This window comes from Thalassolituus sp. UBA3500 (assembly GCF_002377545.1).
Classification (GTDB): domain Bacteria; phylum Pseudomonadota; class Gammaproteobacteria; order Pseudomonadales; family Oceanobacteraceae; genus Thalassolituus.
The window spans coordinates 549-24,373 of record NZ_DFQB01000039.1 but is presented as its reverse complement, the minus strand read 5'-3'; the positions used below and the strand labels follow the sequence as shown (position 1 = coordinate 24,373).

The 23,825-nt window shown below is 50.6% G+C and carries 18 protein-coding genes and 1 CRISPR repeat array; of the genes, 11 read left to right on the top strand and 7 right to left on the bottom strand.

Translation table 11 applies throughout. The features are described from left to right. Positions 1–2,681, top strand: a 2,681-nt coding sequence (locus tag B2R29_RS09800; RefSeq protein ID WP_301180890.1) for an LPD38 domain-containing protein, incomplete at its 5' end; no start/stop codon positions are given. On the opposite strand, the gene B2R29_RS09795 is transcribed toward B2R29_RS09800, so the two are convergent. Beyond that, entirely contained in the window at positions 2,668–2,910 is a 243-nt protein-coding gene (locus B2R29_RS09795; RefSeq protein ID WP_301180889.1) for a hypothetical protein, read from the bottom strand. The two genes, B2R29_RS09800 and B2R29_RS09795, sit on opposite strands and share 14 nt — an antisense overlap. After that, positions 2,907–3,242, bottom strand: coding sequence for a hypothetical protein (locus B2R29_RS09790; protein ID WP_301180888.1), 336 nt, complete (start codon positions 3,240–3,242; stop codon positions 2,907–2,909). Before B2R29_RS09790 ends, B2R29_RS09795 begins: the two co-directional genes overlap by 4 nt. Positions 3,243–3,487: 245 nt before the next feature. On the opposite strand from B2R29_RS09790, the gene B2R29_RS09785 reads away from it, so the two are divergent. Beyond that, complete coding sequence (locus B2R29_RS09785; RefSeq protein WP_297533064.1) at positions 3,488–3,673, top strand: hypothetical protein; 186 nt, start codon at positions 3,488–3,490, stop codon at positions 3,671–3,673. Next, positions 3,651–3,944 (top strand): hypothetical protein, encoded by a 294-nt coding sequence (locus B2R29_RS09780; protein ID WP_301180887.1) that lies wholly within the window; start codon positions 3,651–3,653, stop codon positions 3,942–3,944. The genes B2R29_RS09785 and B2R29_RS09780 overlap by 23 nt, the downstream gene beginning before the upstream one ends. A 46-nt stretch (positions 3,945–3,990) precedes the next feature. Here the strand turns inward: B2R29_RS09780 and B2R29_RS09775 are convergent, their stop codons facing one another. From B2R29_RS09775 to B2R29_RS09755, 5 genes are all read right to left on the bottom strand, one after another. Further along, complete coding sequence (locus B2R29_RS09775) at positions 3,991–4,227, bottom strand: hypothetical protein (protein WP_301180886.1); 237 nt, start codon at positions 4,225–4,227, stop codon at positions 3,991–3,993. Between the two features lie 123 nt (positions 4,228–4,350). Continuing rightward, positions 4,351–4,611 carry a hypothetical protein gene (locus B2R29_RS09770; RefSeq protein WP_301180885.1) on the bottom strand — a complete coding sequence of 87 codons (261 nt, stop codon included), beginning with the start codon at positions 4,609–4,611 and terminating at the stop codon, positions 4,351–4,353. Positions 4,612–4,675: 64 nt separating this feature from the next. Further along, positions 4,676–4,954, bottom strand: a complete 279-nt coding sequence (locus B2R29_RS09765) for a hypothetical protein (RefSeq protein ID WP_301180884.1) — start codon at positions 4,952–4,954, stop codon at positions 4,676–4,678. A gap of 310 nt (positions 4,955–5,264) precedes the next feature. After that, positions 5,265–5,831: a hypothetical protein gene (locus B2R29_RS09760; protein WP_301180883.1), complete on the bottom strand. Its 567-nt coding sequence runs from the start codon at positions 5,829–5,831 to the stop codon at positions 5,265–5,267. A gap of 136 nt (positions 5,832–5,967) precedes the next feature. Then, positions 5,968–6,393, bottom strand: coding sequence for an Hsp20/alpha crystallin family protein (locus tag B2R29_RS09755; RefSeq protein WP_301180882.1), 426 nt, complete (start codon positions 6,391–6,393; stop codon positions 5,968–5,970). 299 nt (positions 6,394–6,692) lie between these two features. On the opposite strand from B2R29_RS09755, the gene B2R29_RS09750 reads away from it, so the two are divergent. The 8 genes from B2R29_RS09750 to cas6f all read left to right on the top strand — a co-directional run bounded on the left by B2R29_RS09750 (position 6,693) and on the right by cas6f (position 18,693). Next, positions 6,693–8,705 (top strand): bifunctional metallophosphatase/5'-nucleotidase, encoded by a 2,013-nt coding sequence (locus B2R29_RS09750; RefSeq protein WP_301180881.1) that lies wholly within the window; start codon positions 6,693–6,695, stop codon positions 8,703–8,705. A gap of 244 nt (positions 8,706–8,949) precedes the next feature. Continuing rightward, complete coding sequence (locus B2R29_RS09745) at positions 8,950–9,813, top strand: helix-turn-helix transcriptional regulator (RefSeq protein WP_301180880.1); 864 nt, start codon at positions 8,950–8,952, stop codon at positions 9,811–9,813. A gap of 198 nt (positions 9,814–10,011) precedes the next feature. Beyond that, positions 10,012–10,986, top strand: a complete 975-nt coding sequence (gene cas1f, locus B2R29_RS09740) for a type I-F CRISPR-associated endonuclease Cas1f (protein WP_301180966.1) — start codon at positions 10,012–10,014, stop codon at positions 10,984–10,986. Continuing rightward, positions 10,983–14,375, top strand: a complete 3,393-nt coding sequence (gene cas3f, locus B2R29_RS09735; RefSeq protein ID WP_301180879.1) for a type I-F CRISPR-associated helicase Cas3f — start codon at positions 10,983–10,985, stop codon at positions 14,373–14,375. Before cas1f ends, cas3f begins: the two co-directional genes overlap by 4 nt. 449 nt (positions 14,376–14,824) lie before the next feature. Continuing rightward, positions 14,825–16,129 (top strand): type I-F CRISPR-associated protein Csy1, encoded by a 1,305-nt coding sequence (csy1, locus tag B2R29_RS09730; RefSeq protein ID WP_301180878.1) that lies wholly within the window; start codon positions 14,825–14,827, stop codon positions 16,127–16,129. Further along, positions 16,126–17,100 carry a type I-F CRISPR-associated protein Csy2 gene (gene csy2, locus B2R29_RS09725; protein WP_301180877.1) on the top strand — a complete coding sequence of 325 codons (975 nt, stop codon included), beginning with the start codon at positions 16,126–16,128 and terminating at the stop codon, positions 17,098–17,100. Before csy1 ends, csy2 begins: the two co-directional genes overlap by 4 nt. Before the next feature lie 14 nt (positions 17,101–17,114). Next, the gene (csy3, locus tag B2R29_RS09720; RefSeq protein ID WP_301180876.1) at positions 17,115–18,140 is read left to right on the top strand and encodes a type I-F CRISPR-associated protein Csy3; all 1,026 of its coding nucleotides are present in this window, start codon (positions 17,115–17,117) and stop codon (positions 18,138–18,140) included. Between the two features lies 1 nt (position 18,141). Then, positions 18,142–18,693 (top strand): type I-F CRISPR-associated endoribonuclease Cas6/Csy4, encoded by a 552-nt coding sequence (cas6f, locus tag B2R29_RS09715; protein ID WP_301180875.1) that lies wholly within the window; start codon positions 18,142–18,144, stop codon positions 18,691–18,693. 129 nt (positions 18,694–18,822) lie between these two features. After that, positions 18,823–23,650: direct repeats of the CRISPR family, unit length 28 nt; unit sequence GTTGGCTGCCGCACAGGCAGCTAAGAAA. Between the last annotated feature and the right edge of the window lie 175 nt (positions 23,651–23,825).

Genomic DNA, 23,825 nt, shown 5'->3' with positions numbered 1-23,825 from the left:
TTCTCGCCCGCCTATCCGACGACCTTGCGGAGGACTCCAGCCTTAACGATGCCGAGAAATCAGCCCTCTCTAAAATCGGGCCGAAAGGCCCGGTAGAAACTGCCGCCGAAAAAGTGCGTGGTGTCATGGATGGTTGGCGCTTAAAGGTCCGTCAGGGTCTGGTTGATCGCTATGCCGGACTGATGGAGCTGGATAAACAGTTGCTGGATGGCAATATCACCAGTGAAGAAAATATTACCCGCTCTGCTTGGGCTCGCGCCAAAATGAGCAATGCCGCCTCTGGTGCTGTGTCTGCGATGATGAACGCTGGCCGCATCTTTATGAACAAAGACGGTATCGTCGATGTGAAGAAAGACACTAACGGTCTGATTTATACCCTGAATAAACTGGGCTCGTCCGCTGAGATTGAGCGGTTCATGGGGTGGATTGCCGGTAATCGTGGTGAAAAGCTGATGGCCGAAGGTCGTGAGAATCTGTTCACTCCGGAAGATATTCAGGCACTGAAAGGACTTAACCGCGGTCAACTCAAAAACGGCGGCGACCGCAACGCCCTGTACGAGAAGGTATTCAAAGAGTTCCAGAAGTACCGGGATGACGTTCTGGCGATTGCGGAAAAGTCAGGAATAATCACCAGCGAAAACCGGGAAATGTGGGCGAATGAGTTTTACGTTCCTTTTTATCGACTGGACGAAGATAACGACGACACTACCGGCCCCCGCGTCATGGGCGGACTGTCACGCCAGCAGGCATACAAAAAGCTGAAGGGCGGCACCCAGAACCTGAATGACCTCCTACAGAACACTCTGATGAATTTTCACCACCTTGTTGACGCCAGCCTCAAGAACATGGCGGCTAAGCAGGGTATTGATAACGCGGTTGAGCTGGGCGCGGCAGAGAAAACTGTCGAGGCAGCTCGGGACAAAAAGCAAAGCACCTTCATTCTGCGTAATGGCGAAAAAGAGTGGTACGACATTTCTGACCCTATGGTCTATTCGTCGCTGACCAGTCTTAACCATACCGGAATGAACGGCTACGCCATGTCGGCTATGCGTTGGTTCAAGCGGACCTTCACCAACCTGACAACCAGTACGCCTCAGTTCGTTGTCGCTAACCTTCTGCGGGACTCCATGAGTGCCGTGGCGGTTACCGATATGAAAAAGAACGCGGCCGGTAACATTGCTCAGGGCCTCAAGTCCTTTGGACTGATGGACCGGCATAGTTACGAACGAGCGCGCCTGATGGCCTCTGGTGGCGCGTTCAGCTTTGGTCACGTCTATGGTGAAGATGCTGACTCTATTCGCTATCAGATCGATGGTCAGATGCGCCGTGCGAAAGTAATTAAAGACCCTAAACAGCTTCTGTCTCTGGGGCTGAAGCCTTTGCAGGCTGGCTGGGATAGATGGATGGATGTGAACAATAGCCTGGAGAATGTGAACCGTGCGGCCGCGTTCAAGCAAGCTGAAGAGGCGGGCAAGGGAACCATGTATGCCGCGTTTCAGGCCCGTGACCTGATGGACTTTTCCGCGCATGGTGCGTGGCCTGCAGTTCGTTTCCTGATCGACGTTGTGCCATTCCTGAATGCTCGCCTGCAGGGTCTGGATAAACTTTATCGTTCAGGCGTGAAGCCATCGACGAAGGTAGTGGCGCAGATGCTTGGGGTTGGTAATGTCGAAACCAGCATTGAAGAGAAAAAGGCGGCAGCCAGATTCTCTGCTGTGGTTGGCGCGCTTTCGGTTGCCACTATGACTCTGTTCGCACATAACCAGGACGATGAGGAATACCGTAAAGCCCCAGACTGGCTGAAGGATTCCTACTGGTGGTTCCGCATTCCGGAAACGGATCACGTCATTACCATCCCTAAACCGTTTGAAGTGGGTGCCATTGCGACGGTGACCGAACGATTGCTTGAGCAGGGTATGGACGATGAGGCGACCGGCAAACTGTTCCGTGAGCGCATGTGGCACATGCTGACAGGCACGTTTGCATTCAGCGCTGTGCCGCAAATGTTCCAGCCGGCACTGGACGTGTACGCCAACAAAGACTCATTCACTGAGCGCCAGATTGAAACCATCGGGCAGTCTCGTCTGAGCAAGAGTAACCGGGTCAATGAAGGCACGACAGGCGCCGCTAAGATGCTGAGCAAGGTGACCACGGGCGTATTTGGTGAGGATTCCAACTACGCACTGTCACCGGTGCAAATGGACTTTCTAATTGGTGGCTACCTGGGTCAGATTGGCGCATGGGTGTCGGCCATCCCTGACGTGGCCGTTCGTCAGTTCAGCGATAACGAAAAGCCGTCCGTCTTCCTGACGGAATATCAGCCTATTAGGCGCTTCTACCGTGATGCCTCTCGTCCGTCTTACACAAAAGACGCAGAGCTGTTCTATGACTCACTGCGTAAGGCTGATCGCCTCTATGCGGATATGAGGAAGTACAGGGAAGAGGGTGATATGGAAGAGTACGCCGATACCCTGAGAGAAAACCGTGACCTGCTTGGCATGCGTAAGTTGTTGAATCAGGTGAACCGACGACTACAGGAGATCCGCAACCGGATTAAGGCCATTGAGAAAAACGGAAGTCTCAGCGCAGAAGAAAAGCGCCGTCAGATCGACTTGCTGAAGCTGCGCAGGAATCACTTGATTGAGCGTGTATCGCCGAAGCTGAAAGCTATCGACGCTTAACCCGGGACGTGGCGGCGATTACCAGGCCAAGAATCATAAGGCCGGGTATCGCCACCAGAATTGAGGTGGCCAGTGTTGCGATGGGTACCGCCAGCGCAACACAGTGCACCGTGGTCCACGTTCGCCACTTGGTTGGTACACTGTCAGACATAATTACGATGACGAAGCTGAGTGCATAGCATGTCAGTATCAGCGTTGCCGCCTCTTCGTATGTCCAGCTGCCTATCATCTGGTTGCCCTTAGCATTTCCAATAACCCTCTACGCTGGCCGTTGTTCATTAGCGGCTCAACCCTATTAAATTCCATCCTCAAGCGATCAGGCAGCGTTACTCCTGATTTCTGTTCGATGCCGTAATTGATCTTCTCAAGCTGAGGAAGATCCTTTCTGTACTTTACTATCTTGCCGCCCATATCCCCATTGAACAGCCAGTATCCAGTCACACCCAGCGGGATCAGCACCAGCTTATAAATCAGCGGGTGAGGGTAGGACTTCCCCGGTCTTTCTCTGGGAGTGCCTATTCGCTCCCAGCTGTAATAGGTCTGTATGCCTACGGGTTTCATACCTGCTGATACTAAGTACCCATTCAGAAAGCGCACCATCCAATCAGCTGATAGCCCCGCCTCCCTGCGCGCTTCTCGAAGTCGACTGCCCAGACCGGCCACACCATGCATACCTTTAGCCTCAATTTTCCCATTTAGACAAAGTATGCCATTTTGTCTGCATTGGATAAATTGAGCTTCTGTTACCGATGACGCTTGCAATTGGATGCATTAATATTTTGTTTATCAATAAGGAGGAGCACCTCATGGAAGTAATAGCAATCACTGAAAACCTCATCATTACTCAGAAGCCTTGCGGTAAGAAGGCCCTGTTTTCTATCGCCGAACTCGAACCCGATCACCCTGTCATTAAAGATGCGATGTCATTCCGTTTAGGCTACATTGCTGCAATGAATCAAGCTGCAGCAAATGACGAGACCAATGGAAGCTGACTACGTTGGCGCGTATTGCCCACATATGGGCGGTCAAACCGAATACGTGCTCGAAGACCGTACCCGGGTCGACTGCCTCACACCTACTCACGCGGTTGAGTTCGACTGGTGCCATAAATGGGCGGAGGCTGTAGGCCAGGCTCTTTACTACGCCCGAACGACGGGGCGTATGCCTGTCATTGTCCTGATCTGCGAGCCCGGTGAAGGTCGGTTCGTAGACCGGGCCCGGATAGCAGCACCAGATATAGAGGTCATAGTCATCCCGAAATAACACCTCGTAGCGCGCCGATCTCGTACCTCGACGCGCGTACTCTCTGTTATTGCTCGCTCAGTACCCAAGTGGTTTTCTTGACCATATCCTTTTGCCACTGATCCAAATCATCGTAATCATTACCGTTGCGCTCAATGCGAAGATCCTCACTAACTACATTCGCGCCGAACTCAGCTTTCAAGGCTTTTTCAATCCTATCCATCACAATACTTTTACCGCACGAAGTAGGCCCAGTTATTACAATATGCGCCACGTCCGGTACTTTAATTTTTAATTCAGCCATGATCTTTGCCCTCCCGAGCAATAACAATTCACTGTTGTCTTATCTCGCTCCGCTCGAAAGCAAAGCTCTGGGTTAGGCGTCGAAACACTCACGCCGCTTCTAGTTTTCTTCTCTGTCTGCTGTTCATATCTTGGCCTCCCAGTGCGTCACGGTCTCATCACAAAACATCTCTATCGACCAATAACTATGTGCTAACGGTAGAAACCGAATAGGTTTACTCAATATCCTCACATTCCATCTTGATTCAGCCACAGAGCCATCTGCAAGCCAGACCCTATAATCACCCTCAACTGAAGGAAGGGCGACATCAACACTAATAAAAATCACCGGGTTTTTACGCTCCAGCTCATAGCCATACTGTAACGGGCTTTTATTGCTACTCATACAATCCCCTCCATAACACATCGTTGCGTGAGACAAGCTCACGAACTCGTTTTTATTTTGTCGCTTAAAGAGCCTGATACGCCGCGTTGCCAGCCTCTTCTGATAGAGCTGTCCACATATCAACGTTACAATCGATATCATCAGCAAGACTCCAAGCCCTCATGACGTCAGAGAATTTTCCGAACAGCTCATTGGCAATAATACCTCCGAGTGTTTCATCAAGGTTTTCTCCCTCTGGGGCTTTAAGCTCCGCCTCTCCAGGACGTTTGATTATTTCAAACTCTTTGCCGTCGATGACGAGCTTACCCTTATAGCTACTTTCAAATTCAAACGTAATCTTCATATCTAACTCCCACTTGGTTACAAGGCTATGCGTAGTGTTGATATCCATTGGCAATATACAGTGGTTTCGCAAAACCTAAGTCATTGATTTTAAATGGTTGCGCTGTTCGCGTTTATTGCGCTCATTGCGCACGGTTTTAGGGGTTAAACCCCTTATAAAACAAACGCTTAGCGGATTTGGAAGGCTACCTTGACATGGTAGAGGTCCCCAGTTCGAATCTGGGTAGTCCTACCAAAATTTAAAAAAGCCGTTGCAGCAATGCAGCGGCTTTTTTGTTTCTCGTCTTTCTTCTTGTTTCTCGCCTACCTTGCTAAACGCCCAGCAAGTGAGCAGCCAGCACCAGCTCTTCGACGCGTTCTTCCAGTGCGTTGGCGATATCAATACGCTCAAACCGCGACAGAGTATCCGCGTTACCCAGTGCCAGTGCATTGAGATGCAGGCAGGGCGTCAGCTGGTCAAAGTCACGCAGGTCGCCGCGTTTAACGACCGGCAGGAAAGGGCCCCGAAGTTGTTTGCGCACGAGCTGAAAGGCGGTTTCCAGCGGCAGCGTCTTTGACTTTTGGTTTCTCAACCTGAGATTGACGCCAACACCATCAGGCGTAGGGTGCAGTAACAGGCCAGTTGCTTTCACCGATTTTTCTGGAATGTGGGAGTAGGTGGTTGTGAAGTCGGCGGGGTCAGGCAAGATAACGACGGATGTCTTAGTGAAATAGGTATCGTAGTCGGCGTATACCTGGCGAAGCGCGGGGCTGTAGACGGGCAGAAATTCACTGAGATTGAGAAGAAACTGCTTGCCGAGTTCCTTCGCTCTCATTTCCTCCAGCGACCAGTGCAGGTCTGCTGTAATTGCCAGTTTCCTTTCGCGTAACCCTGCCACTTGGGGACCTTGTGTCAAAATAATGGCTCATTCTTACCCATTACTCAGTCAATTGGAAGGGTCTTTGTCGTCATAGGACGGTGTGCTCAGGCCACTGCTGGCTATACCTGATTGCAGTGGCCTGGAGCCTGGAGGCTCAATTGATGGTAAGACGACGCTGAGATTCCTGCTGTACCTTTTTCGGTAAGGTCAGCTGCAGCACACCATCTTTGTACTCCGCCGCGGACTTTTCGATATCGACATCCTGAGGCAGCTCGAAACTGCGTGATACTGAGCCGTAATAGCGCTCGCTGTGCAGCACGCGCTGATCATCGGACGTACTGTCTTGCTGTTTTATTTCAGCCTTAATCGACACTTTGGCGCCATCGATATCAACATGAATATCTTCCTTTGAAACACCAGGTATCTCTGCATGTATCAGGTAATTTTCACCAGCATCGCTGACGTCGACTTTTACACTTTTGGGCAGTGCCTCACCGTGCAGCGGTTTTACATAAAAACCTGAAGCAACATCGCGGAACAGGTCATCAAATAGGGTTGAACGATTAATTAAATGAGTCATAGAAGTTTCTCCACACCAAATAAAACACACGTGCGCACTTGCGCAAATCAGGGTTTCGCCTGGCGGATGAAGCACTCCCGGGATCGTGCTTTTCCGTTCGGTTACTTTCTATATAGGGGAGGATTTTTAACTTCCAAGTGGTGAATACAAAAAAATTAATTCAGGTCATCAGGGGTTCACTTGTCACTAATCTGAAATCCTTCTGTCACGGATTTGCCAGATGACTGTCACCGGATAGTAAACGTTCGTTCTTAATGTGTCGGAGGATTTAAAACACTCAACGTATTAAAGGTTTAATCATGAAAGTGTGGAAACTTACAGCACTGGCAGCCATGGTTGCAGGTCTCTCGGCATGTGGCGGTGAAGACGGAAAAGACGGCGCTCAAGGGCCAGCAGGACCTCAGGGCCCACAGGGCGAGCAAGGTGAAACTGGTCAACAAGCACCATCGAACGAAGACAACTCCATGTCGCTTAGCATTCTGCATATGAATGATCACCACTCACATATTGCAGCGGATGATTTCGGCTTTGATGTGTCTGAGCTGGGGCTTGAAGCCACTGTCGAGGTTATTGAAGAGGCTGAAGAGGAAGGCGGAGAAGATACTGTGCGCATGGTGCCGCTATCAGAAGTCGACGTGACTTACGGTGGCTTCCCTATGATGGTGAGCCTGTTCAATAGTCTTCAAATGCAGTCAGATAATGTTCTGAAGCTGCACTCTGGTGATGCGATTACCGGCACACTGTATTACTCGCTGTTCAAAGGTCGTGCTGACGCCGACATGATGAACCAGATCTGCTTTGATGCTTTTGCTCTCGGTAACCACGAGTTTGATGATGGCGATACCGGTCTGGCGAACTTCCTTGATTCGCTGAACTCGTCTGCCTGTGTGACGCCAACGCTGGCAGCCAACGTGAACCCAGCTGAAGATTCTGCGATTGCTGAAGGCTACATCGAGCCTTACACCATCGTTGAGCGCGAAGGCCAGAAAATCGGCATCATCGGTATTGATATTGCCGGTAAAACGAAAAACTCATCCAGCCCGGATGAAGGCACTACCTTCTCTGACGAGACCACGACGGCACAGCAGTACATCGACGAACTGTCAGGCATGGGCGTGAATAAAATCATCCTGATGACCCACTATCAGTACGCCAATGACCTCGAACTGGCTGCGGCACTCAATGGTGTAGACGTGATTGTTGGCGGTGACTCGCACACCCTCCTGGGCGACGAGACCTTCTCTGATCTTGGCTTCAACCCGCAAGGCGAATACCCGACAGTAGTTACTGATGCTGGCGGCAACACCGTATGTGTGGTTCAGGCCTGGGAATACGCTCACCTGATGGGCAAGCTGGATGTCGACTTCGACACTGACGGTAACGTCACATCGTGCTCTGGTCAGCCGTATATGCCAATCAGCACAACTTACGAATACGAATACAACGACGATGAAACGCGTGTTCTTACTGGCGCAGACGTTACTCGTGTGACCAGCGCTCTGACCAAAGAAGACGAGATCGTCGCTATCCAGCCAGATGCGACGACTCAGGCCATTCTGGATGTTTACGACGAAGACGTTGATGTACTCAAACAGACCGTGATCGGCACCAACGCCGAAGACCTCTGCCTTGAGCGTATCCCGGGTCAGGGTCGTTCAACTATCTGTGATACTTCGGCAACTTATGAGAACGGTTCTGATATCTCAAACGTCGTTGCAAAAGCCTTCCTGACGGTAACGCCGACTGCGGATATCGCCATCCAGAACGGTGGTGGTGTGCGTGTTGATCTGCCAGCAGGTGACGTTACTATTGCCGACGCCTTCATGCTGCTGCCTTTCTCGAACACACTCGTGATTCTGGATATGACAGGCCAGCAGATCATCGACGTCCTCGAAGATGCATTGGCTAACTTCCTAGATAATGAAGGTTCAAGTGGCTCCTATCCATACGCTTCAGGCTTGCGCTACGACATTGATGCATCACAGGCAAAAGGTAGTCGTGTCAGCAATGTCGAGGTGAACTCACAGGTTGCAGGTAGCTGGACAGCGATTGATACCGCCGCTACCTATCGTGTAGTGACTAACGACTTTATCGCCTCGGGCCAGGATGGCTACACCACCTTCAGCGTGCCATTCGACGCAGGTAATTACGAAGACACCTACACCGAATACGCTCAGGGCTTTATCGATTACGTCGAAGGCCTGACCGAAAACAGCCAGCAGGTTCAGAAACTGCCAATCGAAGAGTACTCTACGCAGCTCTTTATTGATGCAGATGGCTGTAACCACACTACCGATGCAGGCTGCGAGTAATCGTACATAGCGTTTAAGCGTGTATAACTTAACGGGAGCCTCGGCTCCCGTTTTTTATGGCGCTGCAATATTGCACCCGTAGGAGGGGAGCTTCTCCCCGACATGACACCTCTCTCCATGTGGGAGCAAATCAGCCGAAGGCTATTTGCGAAAGCGGCCCCTCACGCCTGTCGTCTCCCGACACATGCATGCGTCCCCCGGCGCTGTTATCCTCACATTTGTTACTAAACCACGGACAGGGTACATGAATACTCAGGAACACGTCTCATATCAGCACCAGGTCGTTCTTAAATTCATCGAACTTCGCGCCCTGTGGGAAGGGCGGGTGAACGCCGGTCATTTATACGACGCCTTTGGCATCAGCCGCGACTCAGCCAGCAAACTAATAAAACGCTACAACACCAGTTGCCCCGGCAACCTCCAATACAACACAAGCCTGAAAGGCCACATCCCGACCCGTCAGTTCGTACCGCATTACTCTACGGGGAGCCTTGAAGAATATATGCTCAGCTTTCAGGCGCCAGACCCGTCAGGAAATTCTGCCCATTCCGGCTTTGGCCAGTGCTTTCCCATGCGCCAGTTTGAGCGCAGCCCATCCCCAGAGGTAGTCCAGCCGGTGCTGAATGCGATCCGTGAAAAACGGCGAATAGACCTGTCGTATCTTTCAATGAGCAGCACCAACTACGAAGACCGCATCATCAGCCCACACTCACTGGTACACACAGGCTCGCGCTGGCATGTAAGAGCCTGGTGCGAGAAAAATCAGGACTTCCGTGATTACGTCCTCTCCCGCATTACCGAAGTCTACAACGACGAAGGTCCGGCAGAGCATACGGTTGAGACCGACATCAAGTGGAATACCCTGATAGATATTACCCTCGAACCCGACGTGCGATTACCCCAAGATAAAAAGAAAGTGCTCGCTCATGACTACTGCATGGAGCAGGGAGAGGACGGGCGCTATACCCGTACCTACAGCGTCAGAGCGGCCATGGTGATTTACATACTCCACCACCTTGGCCTGGATCGCCTTCGCGAACAAAGCGTTGCACAGCAGGTCATGCTCACTCCTGAATCAGCAGAACGAGTGAAGCCATATCAGGGCTGAAACCTGCCGGAAAATCCGACATGTGAGTTTGTACAGTGATTGAGCGCACGATAAATGAGCGGTTGAATAGATCAGGCAGGACGCAGGCAGCGGTTGTGACAACCAACGCAATGGGGGAAGCCGAAAGGCCGAACACAAGGAATGATCGAAGGAATGGCGGCCAGGGGTGGCGAATTAACTAACAATGAGCGCACGGTAATGGATGATCTTTCACCATCAGACTTGAAAACGATACTGCACTCTAAGAGGGCAAACCTCTACTACCTCCAATACTGTCGAGTATTGGTCAAAGGCGGAAGAGTGGAATACGTTACCGAAGAAGGTAAGGAGTCGCTGTACTGGAATATCCCTATTGCCAATACCACTGTGATCTTGCTTGGAACGGGTACGTCTGTTACTCAAGCTGCAGTGCGTGAATTGTCAAAAGCGGGCGTTCTAATCGGATTCTGTGGCGGTGGTGGAACCCCCTTGTTCGCCACTAACGAAGTCAGTGCAGATGTCGAATGGCTGACGTCTCAGAGTGAGTACAGGCCGACAGAGTATCTTCAGCTCTGGTGCTCCTTCTGGTTTGATGAACAGAAGCGTCTTGAGGCAGCAATACGCTTTCAGGAGCAACGTCTGCTCTATTTGCAATCGTCCTGGAGCAGATTCTCTAAGCAACGCGACTTAGACTTTGCAGTTAATGAAGAAGAACTCATCCAGATCATTCAGCAATTCAATCTTAAGTTATGCGATGCGGGCTCCGTCAAAAACGTCCTGGCGACAGAAGCCACCATGACCAAGTTGTTATATAAACTGGTGACCCGGGCGACCGGCTATGGTGAATTCGTGCGCGCAAAACAAGGCGGGGGAACAGATGTTGCCAATCGCTATCTGGATCACGGCAATTATTTAGCCTATGGCCTCGCAGCAACAGCCTGCTGGGTGCTTGGCCTTCCCCACGGGCTAGCGGTTCTTCATGGCAAAACCCGGCGTGGCGGATTGGTATTTGATGTTGCTGATCTGATTAAAGACGCGATGGTGATGCCGACGGCTTTTATTGCGGCAATGGCGGGTGATTCTGAGCAGGAATTCCGCCAGCGTTTGATATCCGTTTTTCAGACACAGGGTGCTCTCGACCTGATGATTGACGCAATCAAAGATGTTGCAAGCGCTGTGGGAGAGTCATCGTGATTGTGCTTCTGGTATCTCAGTGCAGCAAAAAAGCACTCCCAGAAACCCGAAGAATTCTGGATCAGTTTGCTGAACGCTCCGGTGACCGGACCTGGACCTGCACCATCACAGAGGAAGGCCTGATAACGCTAAGGAAGATGCTGCGTAAAACCGCGAGGCGCAATACAGCAGTCTCTTGCCGACGTTTCCGGGGGACGCAACGGATCGAACTTGAATGGATTGTTGGAAATCGTAGGAAATTTAATCACGATGGCACTGTGCCAACGAATAGCACCAGCCGGGATATTCTGAAATCCTCAGGTGAAGATACGTGGCATACGGCAGAGGTCATTGCTATTGCTGCAGGCATCGCTGGGTTGTTTCATGACTTTGGTAAAGCCAACAAGCTCTTTCAAAAGAAGTTAGCGTCAAAGGGCAAAACCGCAGAGCCTCTGCGTCATGAATGGTTGTCATTGCTTTTGTTCGCTGCCTTTGTCGATAAACGCCAGGATCAAGAATGGCTGGAGCACCTGAGAAAAATCGAAACCCGCGATGATTTGAGTATGTTAAAGCGTTTTGCTGAACGCTACGCCAGCCGCGACGTGTCGGTTCGGCACCCTATGCAGAACTTAGGGTCATTTGCCCGATTGGTCGGCTGGTTAATTGTCAGCCATCACCGCCTGCCGCTGTTCCCTAATCAACAAAAAGATAGTAGCCCCAACCTGGATCGTTTAGCACACGACAATAACGAATGGGACGCCAGTTGGAACTCTCCTCAGGTCTCATTCTCTGACTGGAGCGAAGGTGACTGGAGGGCAGTGTTTGATTTTTCCCGTGGTACGCCAATCGCGAGCCTTACGTGGTGCCGACAGGCGCAAACGCTAGCCAAGCGCGCATTGCGATTACCGCAATTATCGAAAACAGACTGGTTGGAAACCGATAACTTCACCAGCCATATTGCCCGCTTGTCGCTGATCTTAGCTGACCATGTGTACTCTTCTCAGGATAAAAATCCCGATTATCAAGATCCTGATTTTCAGGTCTTTGCTAATACCGACAGGAAAACAGGTAAGACAAAGCAACAGCTTGATGAGCACAATCTCGCGGTAGGCCGAAACGCGTATTTGTTTGCGAGTAAGCTGCCTTTATTGAAATCAGAACTGCCCGCATTGGATGAGCCAAAAATCATCCGTAAACGGTCGGGAAATTCTACTTTTAAGTGGCAGGATAAAGCCTACGACACGGCGGTTAGCGTAGCAAAAGACAGTCGGGATAGCGGTTTCTTTGGTATTAATATGGCCTCTACTGGCAAAGGGAAAACCTACGCTAACGTACGGATTATGTACGGCCTCAACAGCACCGATAAAGATGGATGCCGGTTCACTATTGCTCTCGGATTGCGCACCCTGACTTTACAAACCGGCAATGCTCTGCGAGAGCGCTTGAAACTAAGCGATGATCAGCTTGCTGTCATGATTGGCTCTCAGGCAGTGAAAGATCTGGATGACTTTAATCGACAACACCAGGCCAATAACAGCCCTGAAGAAACCAAAGCCCCGGTGCTGGGCAGCGAATCGTCAGAAGACTTGCTCGATGACACGCACGCCATCAGTTATGACGGTACATTGGCAGATAGCGTACTTCGCCGCTGGTTGAAAACACCAGCGAATGGCAAACCTAATAAAGCCTTACAACTATTAAGTGCACCTGCTGTCGTTGCCACCATTGATCACCTGATGCCAGCCACTGAAGCATTGCGTGGCGGCAGACACATAGGCCCTATGTTGCGGCTGCTGACATCTGACTTGATATTGGATGAACCAGATGACTTCAGCCCGCAAGATCTACCCGCACTTGCACGTCTGGTGAACTGGTGCGGGCTATTAGGGGGGCGGGTGCTCTTTTCCTCAGCGACTATGCCCCCCGCGTTGATTACCGGTTTATTCAGTGCATATAGGGCAGGGAGAATCGAATACAACCGTGCTTGTGGAGCAATGACTGACTTGAGCGCTGTCCCCTGTGCCTGGTTTGATGAGTTTGGCTCACAGTGGGATCACATCATTGATAAAGCAGACTTTAACGCCAAAAACAAAGACTTTATGAATAAGCGTGTTGCGTTGCTTGTTAAGCAACACACCGCAGACAAGGCTCTGCGGAAGGCGCGGCTATTGTCTGTATCCCTCAATGCACTCAGTAAAGAGGAAGCGGTAGAGGAGCTTGCTAACCTTTTTATCAAAGAGTCTTACGGGCTTCATCAACGGCATTGCGCGAAAGACCCCGTGACGAATAAGCGAGTAAGTATCGGTTTGATCAGAATGGCCAACATAGAACCCTTGGTTGCCGTAGCTCGTCTGATGATCGCTGGTAAGGTGCCTGAAAACGCACGTATTCACCTCTGCGTGTATCACAGTCAGCACCCAATGATAGTGCGTTCCGATATCGAAGCGATGCTGGATTCGGTACTGGGCCGCCACGACGGTCACGCGATATGGCAACAGCCCTCCATCCGTCATGCACTCGACACACATCCAGAGAAGGATCATTTGTTTATCGTGCTTGGCTCACCAGTAACTGAAGTAGGGCGTGATCACGATTATGACTGGGCGGTTGCTGAGCCCAGTTCAATGCGGTCATTAATCCAATTAGCAGGGCGTATCCAGCGGCACCGGCAACAGGTGCCTTCTGAAGACAATATGCTCATCCTGGATACCAATTTTAAAGGTATGAAAAAGCACGCGGAAAAAGAAAAGGCGTATGACCTGATTTTCACGCGTCCCGGATTTGAAGCATTTACTTCAGCTGACAAGGCGGGAGAAGGTCCGCTGCTATTAAACAGTGATTCCCTGAATTCATTGTTGGAGAAAGCGGATTATCAGTACATCAGCTCTATTCCCCGAATTGCCGTCAAGCAAAGAAGCATGGTGGGCGATTCGCTGATAGATATTGAGCATCTTAATACGCACTTAGCTTTAACCCGTCACCCGGAGTTGCAGCTAACCGATTTGAAACCAGCCGATTACTGGTGGGAGTCTGATAAATCCCATACGTGGCATGGCGAATTGCAGCGCCTGACGCGCTTTCGTCGGTCTACACCGAGTGAGGTATTCACCTTTCACCTCGAAGATGAGTTTGATGAAATGACCTTTATCAGATTTGGTGACGGCGAGTGGGATATGAGACCACAGAATGAAATGGTCGGGCTGATGAGTGATCAGGAGCTGGTGATCAGCAGCCGGGTGTCGCAATGGGGAAATGCAGATTTAAAATCGCTCTATCTGAGACTATCAGAGAAGCTGGAAAGAGAACTCGACGTAGTCAGTAAGCAATTTGGTCAAGTTTCACTCAGAAAGCTGAATGTCGGTGACCAGTATAAGTACCATCCGTGGCTAGGCTTCTTTAGTAACGGCTAAGGCTGAGAAACCCATAGGCTGCCTGTGCGGCAGGATAGGATTGCTAGAAATGTATAGCTTTAATACTTATTTCTGAGCTGCCTGTACGGCAAGTGCAAGAAGCTACATAGAAAGCTATCGCTTGGCAAACTAATTAACAGGTACGGTCTCCGGGAGTTCCGATTGTTTTATGATCTTTGGTAGCGCTTGCATGTATTGATGACTATGGACCTCCTCATGGTTTTCGAGCGATATATTGATGGTGGGTGATTCACTCCAGGGAAGCAATAGTACTAGTAGCCACCATGGTTGTTGATTACCACGAGGGCTCTGTTTATTAGATAAGCGTTTGCGTCTCATTAGAGTTCCTTATGCTAGCCGTTGCGTAACAATGTATTTCCTGATAGCGTTTATTTCAATTCTTTGTGAAGTTTCTAAATTTAAAGATTAAATACTTAGGTGAGGTTTTCATGGAAGAGGCAGTTTTAGATTACATCGCAAAGCGATGCGCAGATCGATTGGAGAAGGTTGAGAAGGAGGCTGCTAAGAATCGTTCGACATTAGTGGCGGCTGAGGATATTGCCAGTTTCGATAAGGAATACGCCGAGACGCTGGCTGCAGAGAAAGCGAAGTACCTGCCTGCGAACTGGCTGACGGACGCAGCGATAAGGGCTAAGCAGATCAGCCTTGTCAGTCATGCGCTGAAGTTTACCCATAGCGATGCGAAGGGCAGTAGCTTATTGGTCGAGGCGTCTGATACTGACAAGCATCAGTGCCTGTCGACCTCCGCTCTGGAAGACATTCATACGGATGTAGTCGGTAACGCTGCTGCACTTGATGTGGCCAATATGCTTTTGTTGGATTGGCAGGGGAAGCGAGTTCTCGACTATGTCGCCGCTAACGATTCAGCGCCTTTTCAACCCTTTGCTGGGTCTGATGACCAGTTGGCACAATGGATGGAAGGCTTCTCACAGGCGTTAAAACTCTCTGATCCGGCATCTCATGTGTTGGCGAAACAAGTCTATTTTCCGGTTGCTGAAGGGGAGTACCACCTGCTAAGCCCATTAGCCGCAAGTGCTATGAGCCATGCACTTTATCGCAAGGTTCAGGATTCAAGGTTCGGCGATGAAGAAAAAGCACGGCGAGCAGCGAAGAAGGCAAAGCGATATGCTCCAGGGCTTGTTCTGGATATTCCGAATTTAGCAATTCAGAGGTTTGGTGGAAGTAATCAGCAGAATATATCTTTGCTTAATAAAAGGCGGATGGGTATTGGATATCTACTAAATACTGAGCCACCAAGTTGGGTTGGCAAATTGCAACCGCCTGAATCTGAGGTTGCTTTCTGGAAGGGCTACCTGTTTAAAGCGCGTCCGGTTTTAGCAGAATTAAGAAACTTTGCGCTGTCTTCACAAAACCTCGAATCTACGATGGAAGTTCGGGCGCAGCGCCAACGTCTGGTTCAGAACCTGATTGATGAGTTGCTTCAATACGTCTCAAGTTTCTGGCTGTTATCCGAAGGCTGGAGTAAAGCTCACACTGGGCTACCTGACTACTTAAATGCGTGGTTAGACATAGGCAATGAAGACATACGGAAGGCAGCCCAAAGTGATAAAGACACCTGGATGAAATCGATCTCAGACAACTTTGCACGGTACGTGCGAGGAGTATTGGAAACCAGGAAATTACAGCTCTCTGATACCGAGCAGGCATACTTCAGACAACAGATAAAACGGGAGTCAGTCCGTATGACGAAAGACCTGGAGGCCATGTTATGAGTCAGTATCTGGTGCTGAAAAATGTTGAGGTGCAAAACGCCAACGCCATCTCTGGGATGACCTGGGGATTCCCCGCACCTTCACATTTTCTGGGCTTTGCGCATGCTTTGTCGCGCAAATTGAAGTCAGATATGGCGGATGTGATTAGTTTGGGTGGTACGGCCATTGTTTGCCATTCACATCAAGTTCAGGCGCATAAGCCGGGGGGGTACGAAAGCGTATTTTCTCTCACCCGCAATCCACTGACAAAGGAAGGTAAGACAGCACCCTTCAATGAAGAAGGTCGAATGCATATGACCGTCAGTCTGATTATTGAGGTGGATGGTGAAGTGGGAGATATCAACGCTGAGCAGACAAAAGACGAAAACATCAAAGAGTTAATCCAGTACGTCAAGCAAAGGGCGCCTCAGCAACGGCTCGCTGGTGGGATTATTACTGGAATAAAGGACGTACGCTGGTTTGATACAGGCGAAGCCAGTGAGAAAAAACTTCGTCGATTCATGTTGAGTCTGTTACCTGGGTTTGTGCTTCAGGACCGAACAGATCGGTTGATTGACCACCATGAATCTCGGCCAGACACGACCAATAAACGAGATATGCTTGATAGCCTGTTGGACTTTATTTCATTTCAATCTGTGGCAACACCTGATTCAGAAACTGACCCGCAGGAAGGCGATGTTTGTCAGTGGTCATTGCTACCTAAGCCTGATAAGGGGTGGTTTGTTCCAGTGGCAGTCGGGTACAAAGCCATTTCCCAAGTATACGAGCCTGGCATTGTAAAGAATGCACGGGATAACGAAACCCCCTTCTGCTTTGTAGAAAGTGCGTATGGCTTAGGCCAATGGATAAGCCCGCATCGTGTAACCAATATAGAAGACATTATATGGTCGTACTCAGTCGAGGATGATCTGTATTTATGCAGGGCAGGTCGTAAAGACTACCCGACAGAGCTTGAAACGATAGAACTTTAACAAGGAGAGACCTCATGGCAGCTAATAAGTTAAAAACAGCATCGGTACTCGCGTTTGAGCGTAAACATGCTAATTCAGATGGATTTATGTACTCAGGTATTTGGGCAAACCGATCTGACTCTGAGCAGTGGGAAGCTATCCGCGTAGAAACAAAAGACGTGCGCGGTACTATCTCAAATAGACTCAAGACAGCCATCGCTAATGATCCGCTGAAACTTGATGCTGAAATTCAAAAAGCGAACCTTCAGCGTGTTGATACCGCCGCACTGCCGGTGAACCACGATACCTTGAAAGTGACCTTTACCCTGCGTGTACTGGGTGGGTTATCAACGCCCTCAGCGTGTAACAGCAAAGACTATCAAGAAGCTCTGAGTGCGGTGATTGAAGATTATGCCAAGCGTGAGGGTTTCTCCGAACTGGCTAAGCGCTATGCTGAAAACCTCGCGAATGGTCGATTTCTATGGCGTAACCGCGTTGGTGCCGAAGCAGTAGAAGTACGAATCAGCCAATTGGTAGATGATCAGGTTGCGCAAAGCTGGGTGTTCGATAGCCATAACTTCAATCTGCGTAATTTTGGTAATAACGAAGCTGCACTGAAGCCTCTTTCTGACTTGGTTCAGCAGGGTTTAGCAGGCGATAAGTTCGTACTGTTAAAGATTGAAGCATTTGCAAAACTTGGCGATGGACAAGAAGTCTTCCCATCTCAGGAACTTGTTTTAGACGGTGGTCGTGACTCAGCAAAAAGCAAATATTTGTATTCAGTCAATGACGTTGCAGCGATGCACTCTCAAAAAATTGGTAACGCACTTCGCTCAATAGATACCTGGTATTCAGAGGCCGAAACATATGGTCCGATTGCAGTTGAACCATACGGTTCTGTGACGAGTCGTGGTAGTGCGTACCGACAGCCAAAAGACAAAGAAGACTTTTATTCATTACTTGATAGCTGGGTGTTAAAAGGTAATGTGCCTACCATTGGTAATCAGCACTATGTCATGGCGACCCTTATTCGCGGTGGGGTATTTGGCGAGGCAGGTTAATATGGATAGATACATCGATATTACATTGATGCCTGATCCAGAATTCGAAACGCAGCAACTATTGAATGCGCTGTTTTCGAAACTTCATCGGGCCATGAACGAGGCTGCACCAGGTAAAATCGGTGTGAGTTTCCCAAAAGTGGGTAAACGCTTGGGTGATCAACTTCGTATTCATGGAGATCAGGAATCTTTATCGGCCCTCATGGCAATGCCATGGCTCCAGGGTATGCGTGATTACTGCGAAGTGGCAGATATTATGCCGGTACCTGGCAAGGTTGCATACCGAACAGTACGCCGGGTTCAGGCTAAGAGTGCACACAACAAAAGAATGCGTTCAATCCGGAAAGGCTGGCTCACGGAGAAGCAAGCGTTCGAACGTATCCCTGAAACCCGACAGAAGGAACTGAAACTGCCATTTATCCAGATGAAAAGCCTGTCAAATGGAAATCCGATGCGGGTCTACATAGATCACGGCCCGCTGTCGGAGAACCCCTCGGAAGGAGAGTTCAACTCCTACGGGTTGAGCGCTCAGGCGACTATCCCCTGGTTTTGACCCTTTTTTCATCGAAGTCTATAAGCCCTTGTTAAATAAGGGCTTTTTTGCGTTCCACTCGAAAAGGGTTTTTGGCCCCTTATCGTTATAGTTCTTTAAAAATCAGGAACCTACGCTTAAAATGCAACTGTTGGCTGCCGCACAGGCAGCTAAGAAATTGAAGTCCAGGGAGTGGCCGCGATTGCAGTTGTTGGCTGCCGCACAGGCAGCTAAGAAAGTCAGATGCAGTCGTCGTCGCTGTATCCTGTGGTTGGCTGCCGCACAGGCAGCTAAGAAAAGACAGTTTCAGAATGGCCTTGTACAGCTTAAGTTGGCTGCCGCACAGGCAGCTAAGAAAAGTATGAGCAAGCGGCGGCTGTGTCGCCTCCTGTTGGCTGCCGCACAGGCAGCTAAGAAATGGATACGGCCCGTTCTGAGTAATATCGTTTCGTTGGCTGCCGCACAGGCAGCTAAGAAATGCAGGCCACCGGTTAGCCGCGTTAGCAGGTCGTTGGCTGCCGCACAGGCAGCTAAGAAATGATTGATCTTTGTTGCGGATCGGTAGTTTTAGTTGGCTGCCGCACAGGCAGCTAAGAAAAATAAACGCCGCAGCATTCGCAACCCTGAAAAGTTGGCTGCCGCACAGGCAGCTAAGAAATTACCACCAGGGTAATCAATACTGCCCGCCGTGTTGGCTGCCGCACAGGCAGCTAAGAAACACTGGGTAAGCTCTGCCATATTGCGGGTGCAGTTGGCTGCCGCACAGGCAGCTAAGAAATGCCTGCGGTGGTAGTAGCGGGTCAGTACAACGTTGGCTGCCGCACAGGCAGCTAAGAAAAATCCCAGGAGAACAGCAATGACATTCGCACGGTTGGCTGCCGCACAGGCAGCTAAGAAACAACACGGATATGAACTACCCGACGGCTGCACGTTGGCTGCCGCACAGGCAGCTAAGAAATGATTTCATTCTGTTTTTATTCCCGTTAACGCGTTGGCTGCCGCACAGGCAGCTAAGAAAATTGTACGAAGAACCGCAGGATGCTTCGCCATGTTGGCTGCCGCACAGGCAGCTAAGAAAAATGCCATTTCAGCGGCTGGACAGGACGGTGAGTTGGCTGCCGCACAGGCAGCTAAGAAAGTTGACGATAATCCTGATAGTCCAGACGATCCGTTGGCTGCCGCACAGGCAGCTAAGAAAAGATGTCATCAGTAAAGTCAGCGTAGGCGTTTGTTGGCTGCCGCACAGGCAGCTAAGAAATCAACTGATTCAGGAACTCGGTTTACAGAAGCGTTGGCTGCCGCACAGGCAGCTAAGAAAATCACCTGCCCAAGTAAATACCACGCGGCCCTGTTGGCTGCCGCACAGGCAGCTAAGAAATTCTGACCTGCTCCAACTGAGTCGCCACGCACGTTGGCTGCCGCACAGGCAGCTAAGAAATAAACGCTCAGCTACACGTGCCCGGGCCCCGGGTTGGCTGCCGCACAGGCAGCTAAGAAAAGGGCAGAAACGCCCAACGCATCCGCGACGACGTTGGCTGCCGCACAGGCAGCTAAGAAAAGAGCGCGCCCACTCCGCGCGGATTCGTGCCCGTTGGCTGCCGCACAGGCAGCTAAGAAACCAACTTCACGCGGGACGCGAAACAACTCAAAGTTGGCTGCCGCACAGGCAGCTAAGAAAGGTCGCTGCAATCGCATCGAGACGCGCAACTGGTTGGCTGCCGCACAGGCAGCTAAGAAATCATAGCTGAACGTCTCTACACTTCGCGTCGAGTTGGCTGCCGCACAGGCAGCTAAGAAAACCCCGCGCCTGCATCACCACTGGGTGTATGTGTTGGCTGCCGCACAGGCAGCTAAGAAATCAGAATCATAGGTGAGGTCATTATCACCAGAGTTGGCTGCCGCACAGGCAGCTAAGAAAAATCAGCATCAGCTCATCGTCAAAATAAACACGTTGGCTGCCGCACAGGCAGCTAAGAAATCAGCCTTTGCCGCTTTGATGAAATCATCATAGTTGGCTGCCGCACAGGCAGCTAAGAAACGATAAGAATTCAATAACGTCATCTAGTGAGGGTTGGCTGCCGCACAGGCAGCTAAGAAAACCTGAGAAAACCGCTTGTTCATGTTGTTCTGGTTGGCTGCCGCACAGGCAGCTAAGAAAGGACGCAGTGCCTTTCTCAGGGTCAATGATCTGTTGGCTGCCGCACAGGCAGCTAAGAAATGTTCCGCCGTCAGGTTATTCAGACTCATGTTGTTGGCTGCCGCACAGGCAGCTAAGAAAGCGAAGGCTGAGTGTAATGGACGAAAGGTATCGTTGGCTGCCGCACAGGCAGCTAAGAAATGAAGCGCTGCCTTAAGCACCTGCGCTATCCGGTTGGCTGCCGCACAGGCAGCTAAGAAAACTCTAGCCGCATTGTGTCGCCGGTTATTTCAGTTGGCTGCCGCACAGGCAGCTAAGAAAAAGCGACTGCTGAACAAAGACGTATTGAAGAAGTTGGCTGCCGCACAGGCAGCTAAGAAAAGGTCAAAGAAACGTCGGAACCAGAACCACAAGTTGGCTGCCGCACAGGCAGCTAAGAAAATATCGCGGTTGATATCACAGTTGTTATTCGAGTTGGCTGCCGCACAGGCAGCTAAGAAACTTACGGAGCATGCTGATGATCATGCCGACACGTTGGCTGCCGCACAGGCAGCTAAGAAAAGCTTGTACGGCTGGGATAATGACGTTAGCGAGTTGGCTGCCGCACAGGCAGCTAAGAAAATCTTATGCAAAACCCTAGGAAACCAAAGCCAGTTGGCTGCCGCACAGGCAGCTAAGAAAATAGACACTAGCAGAATCAATTCCACAATAGAGTTGGCTGCCGCACAGGCAGCTAAGAAAAGCATAATCACAAAGCCGCCAATCGCCACTGCGTTGGCTGCCGCACAGGCAGCTAAGAAAAACTATCGTCAGCGTCGGCATCGTAGTCCCATGTTGGCTGCCGCACAGGCAGCTAAGAAACGATACCTAAGCAAGTGGCGCCTACTGTCGAGGTTGGCTGCCGCACAGGCAGCTAAGAAAGAAATTGCCAACGAATTCTTCAACGCCAGCAAGTTGGCTGCCGCACAGGCAGCTAAGAAAACGAGCGAGCATTCGGCAATATCATGTATATGGTTGGCTGCCGCACAGGCAGCTAAGAAAAGTCCAAGCCGCGCCTTCGGCGCTCTCCGCTTGTTGGCTGCCGCACAGGCAGCTAAGAAAGCGTGCTGTACGCCGAGCAGCTGGAGCAGTTCGTTGGCTGCCGCACAGGCAGCTAAGAAAATAAATGGGATTTCTTACGCGGTCAATCCCTTGTTGGCTGCCGCACAGGCAGCTAAGAAATTTGCTGGTTTCTCTACTGCGAAAGCCCCAGTGTTGGCTGCCGCACAGGCAGCTAAGAAACGCTGCACCTTGCCCGTATCCGGACACTTTTCGTTGGCTGCCGCACAGGCAGCTAAGAAAAGGACAACATCACATGAATGTGCGGGTTATCCGTTGGCTGCCGCACAGGCAGCTAAGAAAGAGTGACGATGCTCAGTAAAAAAAGTGAGGAGGTTGGCTGCCGCACAGGCAGCTAAGAAAATTGTCTGTGCCATTTTCGCGGCGTTGTCCATGTTGGCTGCCGCACAGGCAGCTAAGAAATCTCAGATAACTGATGTCCTTGGGGCGTACGCGTTGGCTGCCGCACAGGCAGCTAAGAAAGATCGCTTACTGGCAGACCTAGCTCGTTCAGGGTTGGCTGCCGCACAGGCAGCTAAGAAATGCCCGCACCTCACGTTGGGTCGGTAGGAAATGTTGGCTGCCGCACAGGCAGCTAAGAAAAGAGATTGAGAGTATCGTTTCCCGATCCCGCGGTTGGCTGCCGCACAGGCAGCTAAGAAAACCTGTACTTCTTCAATCCGAAGCACGGTTAGGTTGGCTGCCGCACAGGCAGCTAAGAAAATTACCGCCGCCGCCCGGAAGGGTAAGAAACCGTTGGCTGCCGCACAGGCAGCTAAGAAATGAACGTCTGGACGGTAAACCGCTTGGCGACCGTTGGCTGCCGCACAGGCAGCTAAGAAAGTTTACGTGCGGCACGCCGTAATCGTCAAACAGTTGGCTGCCGCACAGGCAGCTAAGAAATATGTTGTCAATGGCGAAACCATGACCAAGAAGTTGGCTGCCGCACAGGCAGCTAAGAAAAGCTGGGTCTTGGTTTGCTCAACTAGGGTGACGTTGGCTGCCGCACAGGCAGCTAAGAAAACACGCCGCCATTGCGTAGATTCTGGTCATACGTTGGCTGCCGCACAGGCAGCTAAGAAAATAAGGCGTCGAGTCTCCTGACCCGGTACAGGGTTGGCTGCCGCACAGGCAGCTAAGAAATGCGGTCAGATTGAAATCACCGGACACACCAGGTTGGCTGCCGCACAGGCAGCTAAGAAACTTGAGTGCAGTGATGCAAAGCCATGCCGATTGTTGGCTGCCGCACAGGCAGCTAAGAAAAATGGCCTCACTGACAAAGAGATCGCCGAAGAGTTGGCTGCCGCACAGGCAGCTAAGAAAAGTTGAGTTTGCTTCTAATTGATCCGAATAACGTTGGCTGCCGCACAGGCAGCTAAGAAAAGTAGCGGTGATTTTATGATTCGTCATTATGAGTTGGCTGCCGCACAGGCAGCTAAGAAAAAAAGGAGCCTGAATTACATCCAGAAACTGTAGTTGGCTGCCGCACAGGCAGCTAAGAAATTATCAAGTCGCTATCAGTTAACCGCTGATCAGTTGGCTGCCGCACAGGCAGCTAAGAAAATATACCCGGCAACCTCTGACTCATAAACTCTGTTGGCTGCCGCACAGGCAGCTAAGAAAGAACGGCTCCGCCGATTCGTTCCGTACAGTTAGTTGGCTGCCGCACAGGCAGCTAAGAAAAGAAGTAGGTGTGAGGCTAAATGTGAGTGTGGGTTGGCTGCCGCACAGGCAGCTATAGGGGAGGGCTATCTCAGCCTTTTAGCCATGTCGGATTTTATCCATTGGATTTGGGTTCGCGCATAGCCAGGAAAGCTGGCTGAAGCGCACCTACAAGGTGGTGAGGTCATGGCCAAATCGCGAATAGCCTTCGGCTGATTCGCTCCCACACAGCATGTGAATTGTTGAGTGTTCGGTG

Excerpts from the sequence above, each read along its gene's own strand:
- B2R29_RS09765 (WP_301180884.1), bottom strand. The coding sequence starts at position 4,954 with ATGAAGATTACGTTTGAATTTGAAAGTAGCTATAAGGGTAAGCTCGTC.
- B2R29_RS09750 (WP_301180881.1), top strand. The coding sequence starts at position 6,693 with ATGAAAGTGTGGAAACTTACAGCACTGGCAGCCATGGTTGCAGGTCTC.
- B2R29_RS09745 (WP_301180880.1), top strand. The coding sequence starts at position 8,950 with ATGAATACTCAGGAACACGTCTCATATCAGCACCAGGTCGTTCTTAAA.
- B2R29_RS09770 (WP_301180885.1), bottom strand. The coding sequence starts at position 4,611 with ATGAGTAGCAATAAAAGCCCGTTACAGTATGGCTATGAGCTGGAGCGT.
- cas1f (WP_301180966.1), top strand. The coding sequence starts at position 10,012 with ATGGATGATCTTTCACCATCAGACTTGAAAACGATACTGCACTCTAAG.
- cas6f (WP_301180875.1), top strand. The coding sequence starts at position 18,142 with ATGGATAGATACATCGATATTACATTGATGCCTGATCCAGAATTCGAA.
- B2R29_RS09785 (WP_297533064.1), top strand. The coding sequence starts at position 3,488 with ATGGAAGTAATAGCAATCACTGAAAACCTCATCATTACTCAGAAGCCT.
- B2R29_RS09775 (WP_301180886.1), bottom strand. The coding sequence starts at position 4,227 with ATGGCTGAATTAAAAATTAAAGTACCGGACGTGGCGCATATTGTAATA.
- B2R29_RS09780 (WP_301180887.1), top strand. The coding sequence starts at position 3,651 with ATGACGAGACCAATGGAAGCTGACTACGTTGGCGCGTATTGCCCACAT.
- csy3 (WP_301180876.1), top strand. The coding sequence starts at position 17,115 with ATGGCAGCTAATAAGTTAAAAACAGCATCGGTACTCGCGTTTGAGCGT.
- B2R29_RS09790 (WP_301180888.1), bottom strand. The coding sequence starts at position 3,242 with ATGAAACCCGTAGGCATACAGACCTATTACAGCTGGGAGCGAATAGGC.
- csy2 (WP_301180877.1), top strand. The coding sequence starts at position 16,126 with ATGAGTCAGTATCTGGTGCTGAAAAATGTTGAGGTGCAAAACGCCAAC.
- csy1 (WP_301180878.1), top strand. The coding sequence starts at position 14,825 with ATGGAAGAGGCAGTTTTAGATTACATCGCAAAGCGATGCGCAGATCGA.
- B2R29_RS09795 (WP_301180889.1), bottom strand. The coding sequence starts at position 2,910 with ATGATAGGCAGCTGGACATACGAAGAGGCGGCAACGCTGATACTGACA.
- B2R29_RS09755 (WP_301180882.1), bottom strand. The coding sequence starts at position 6,393 with ATGACTCATTTAATTAATCGTTCAACCCTATTTGATGACCTGTTCCGC.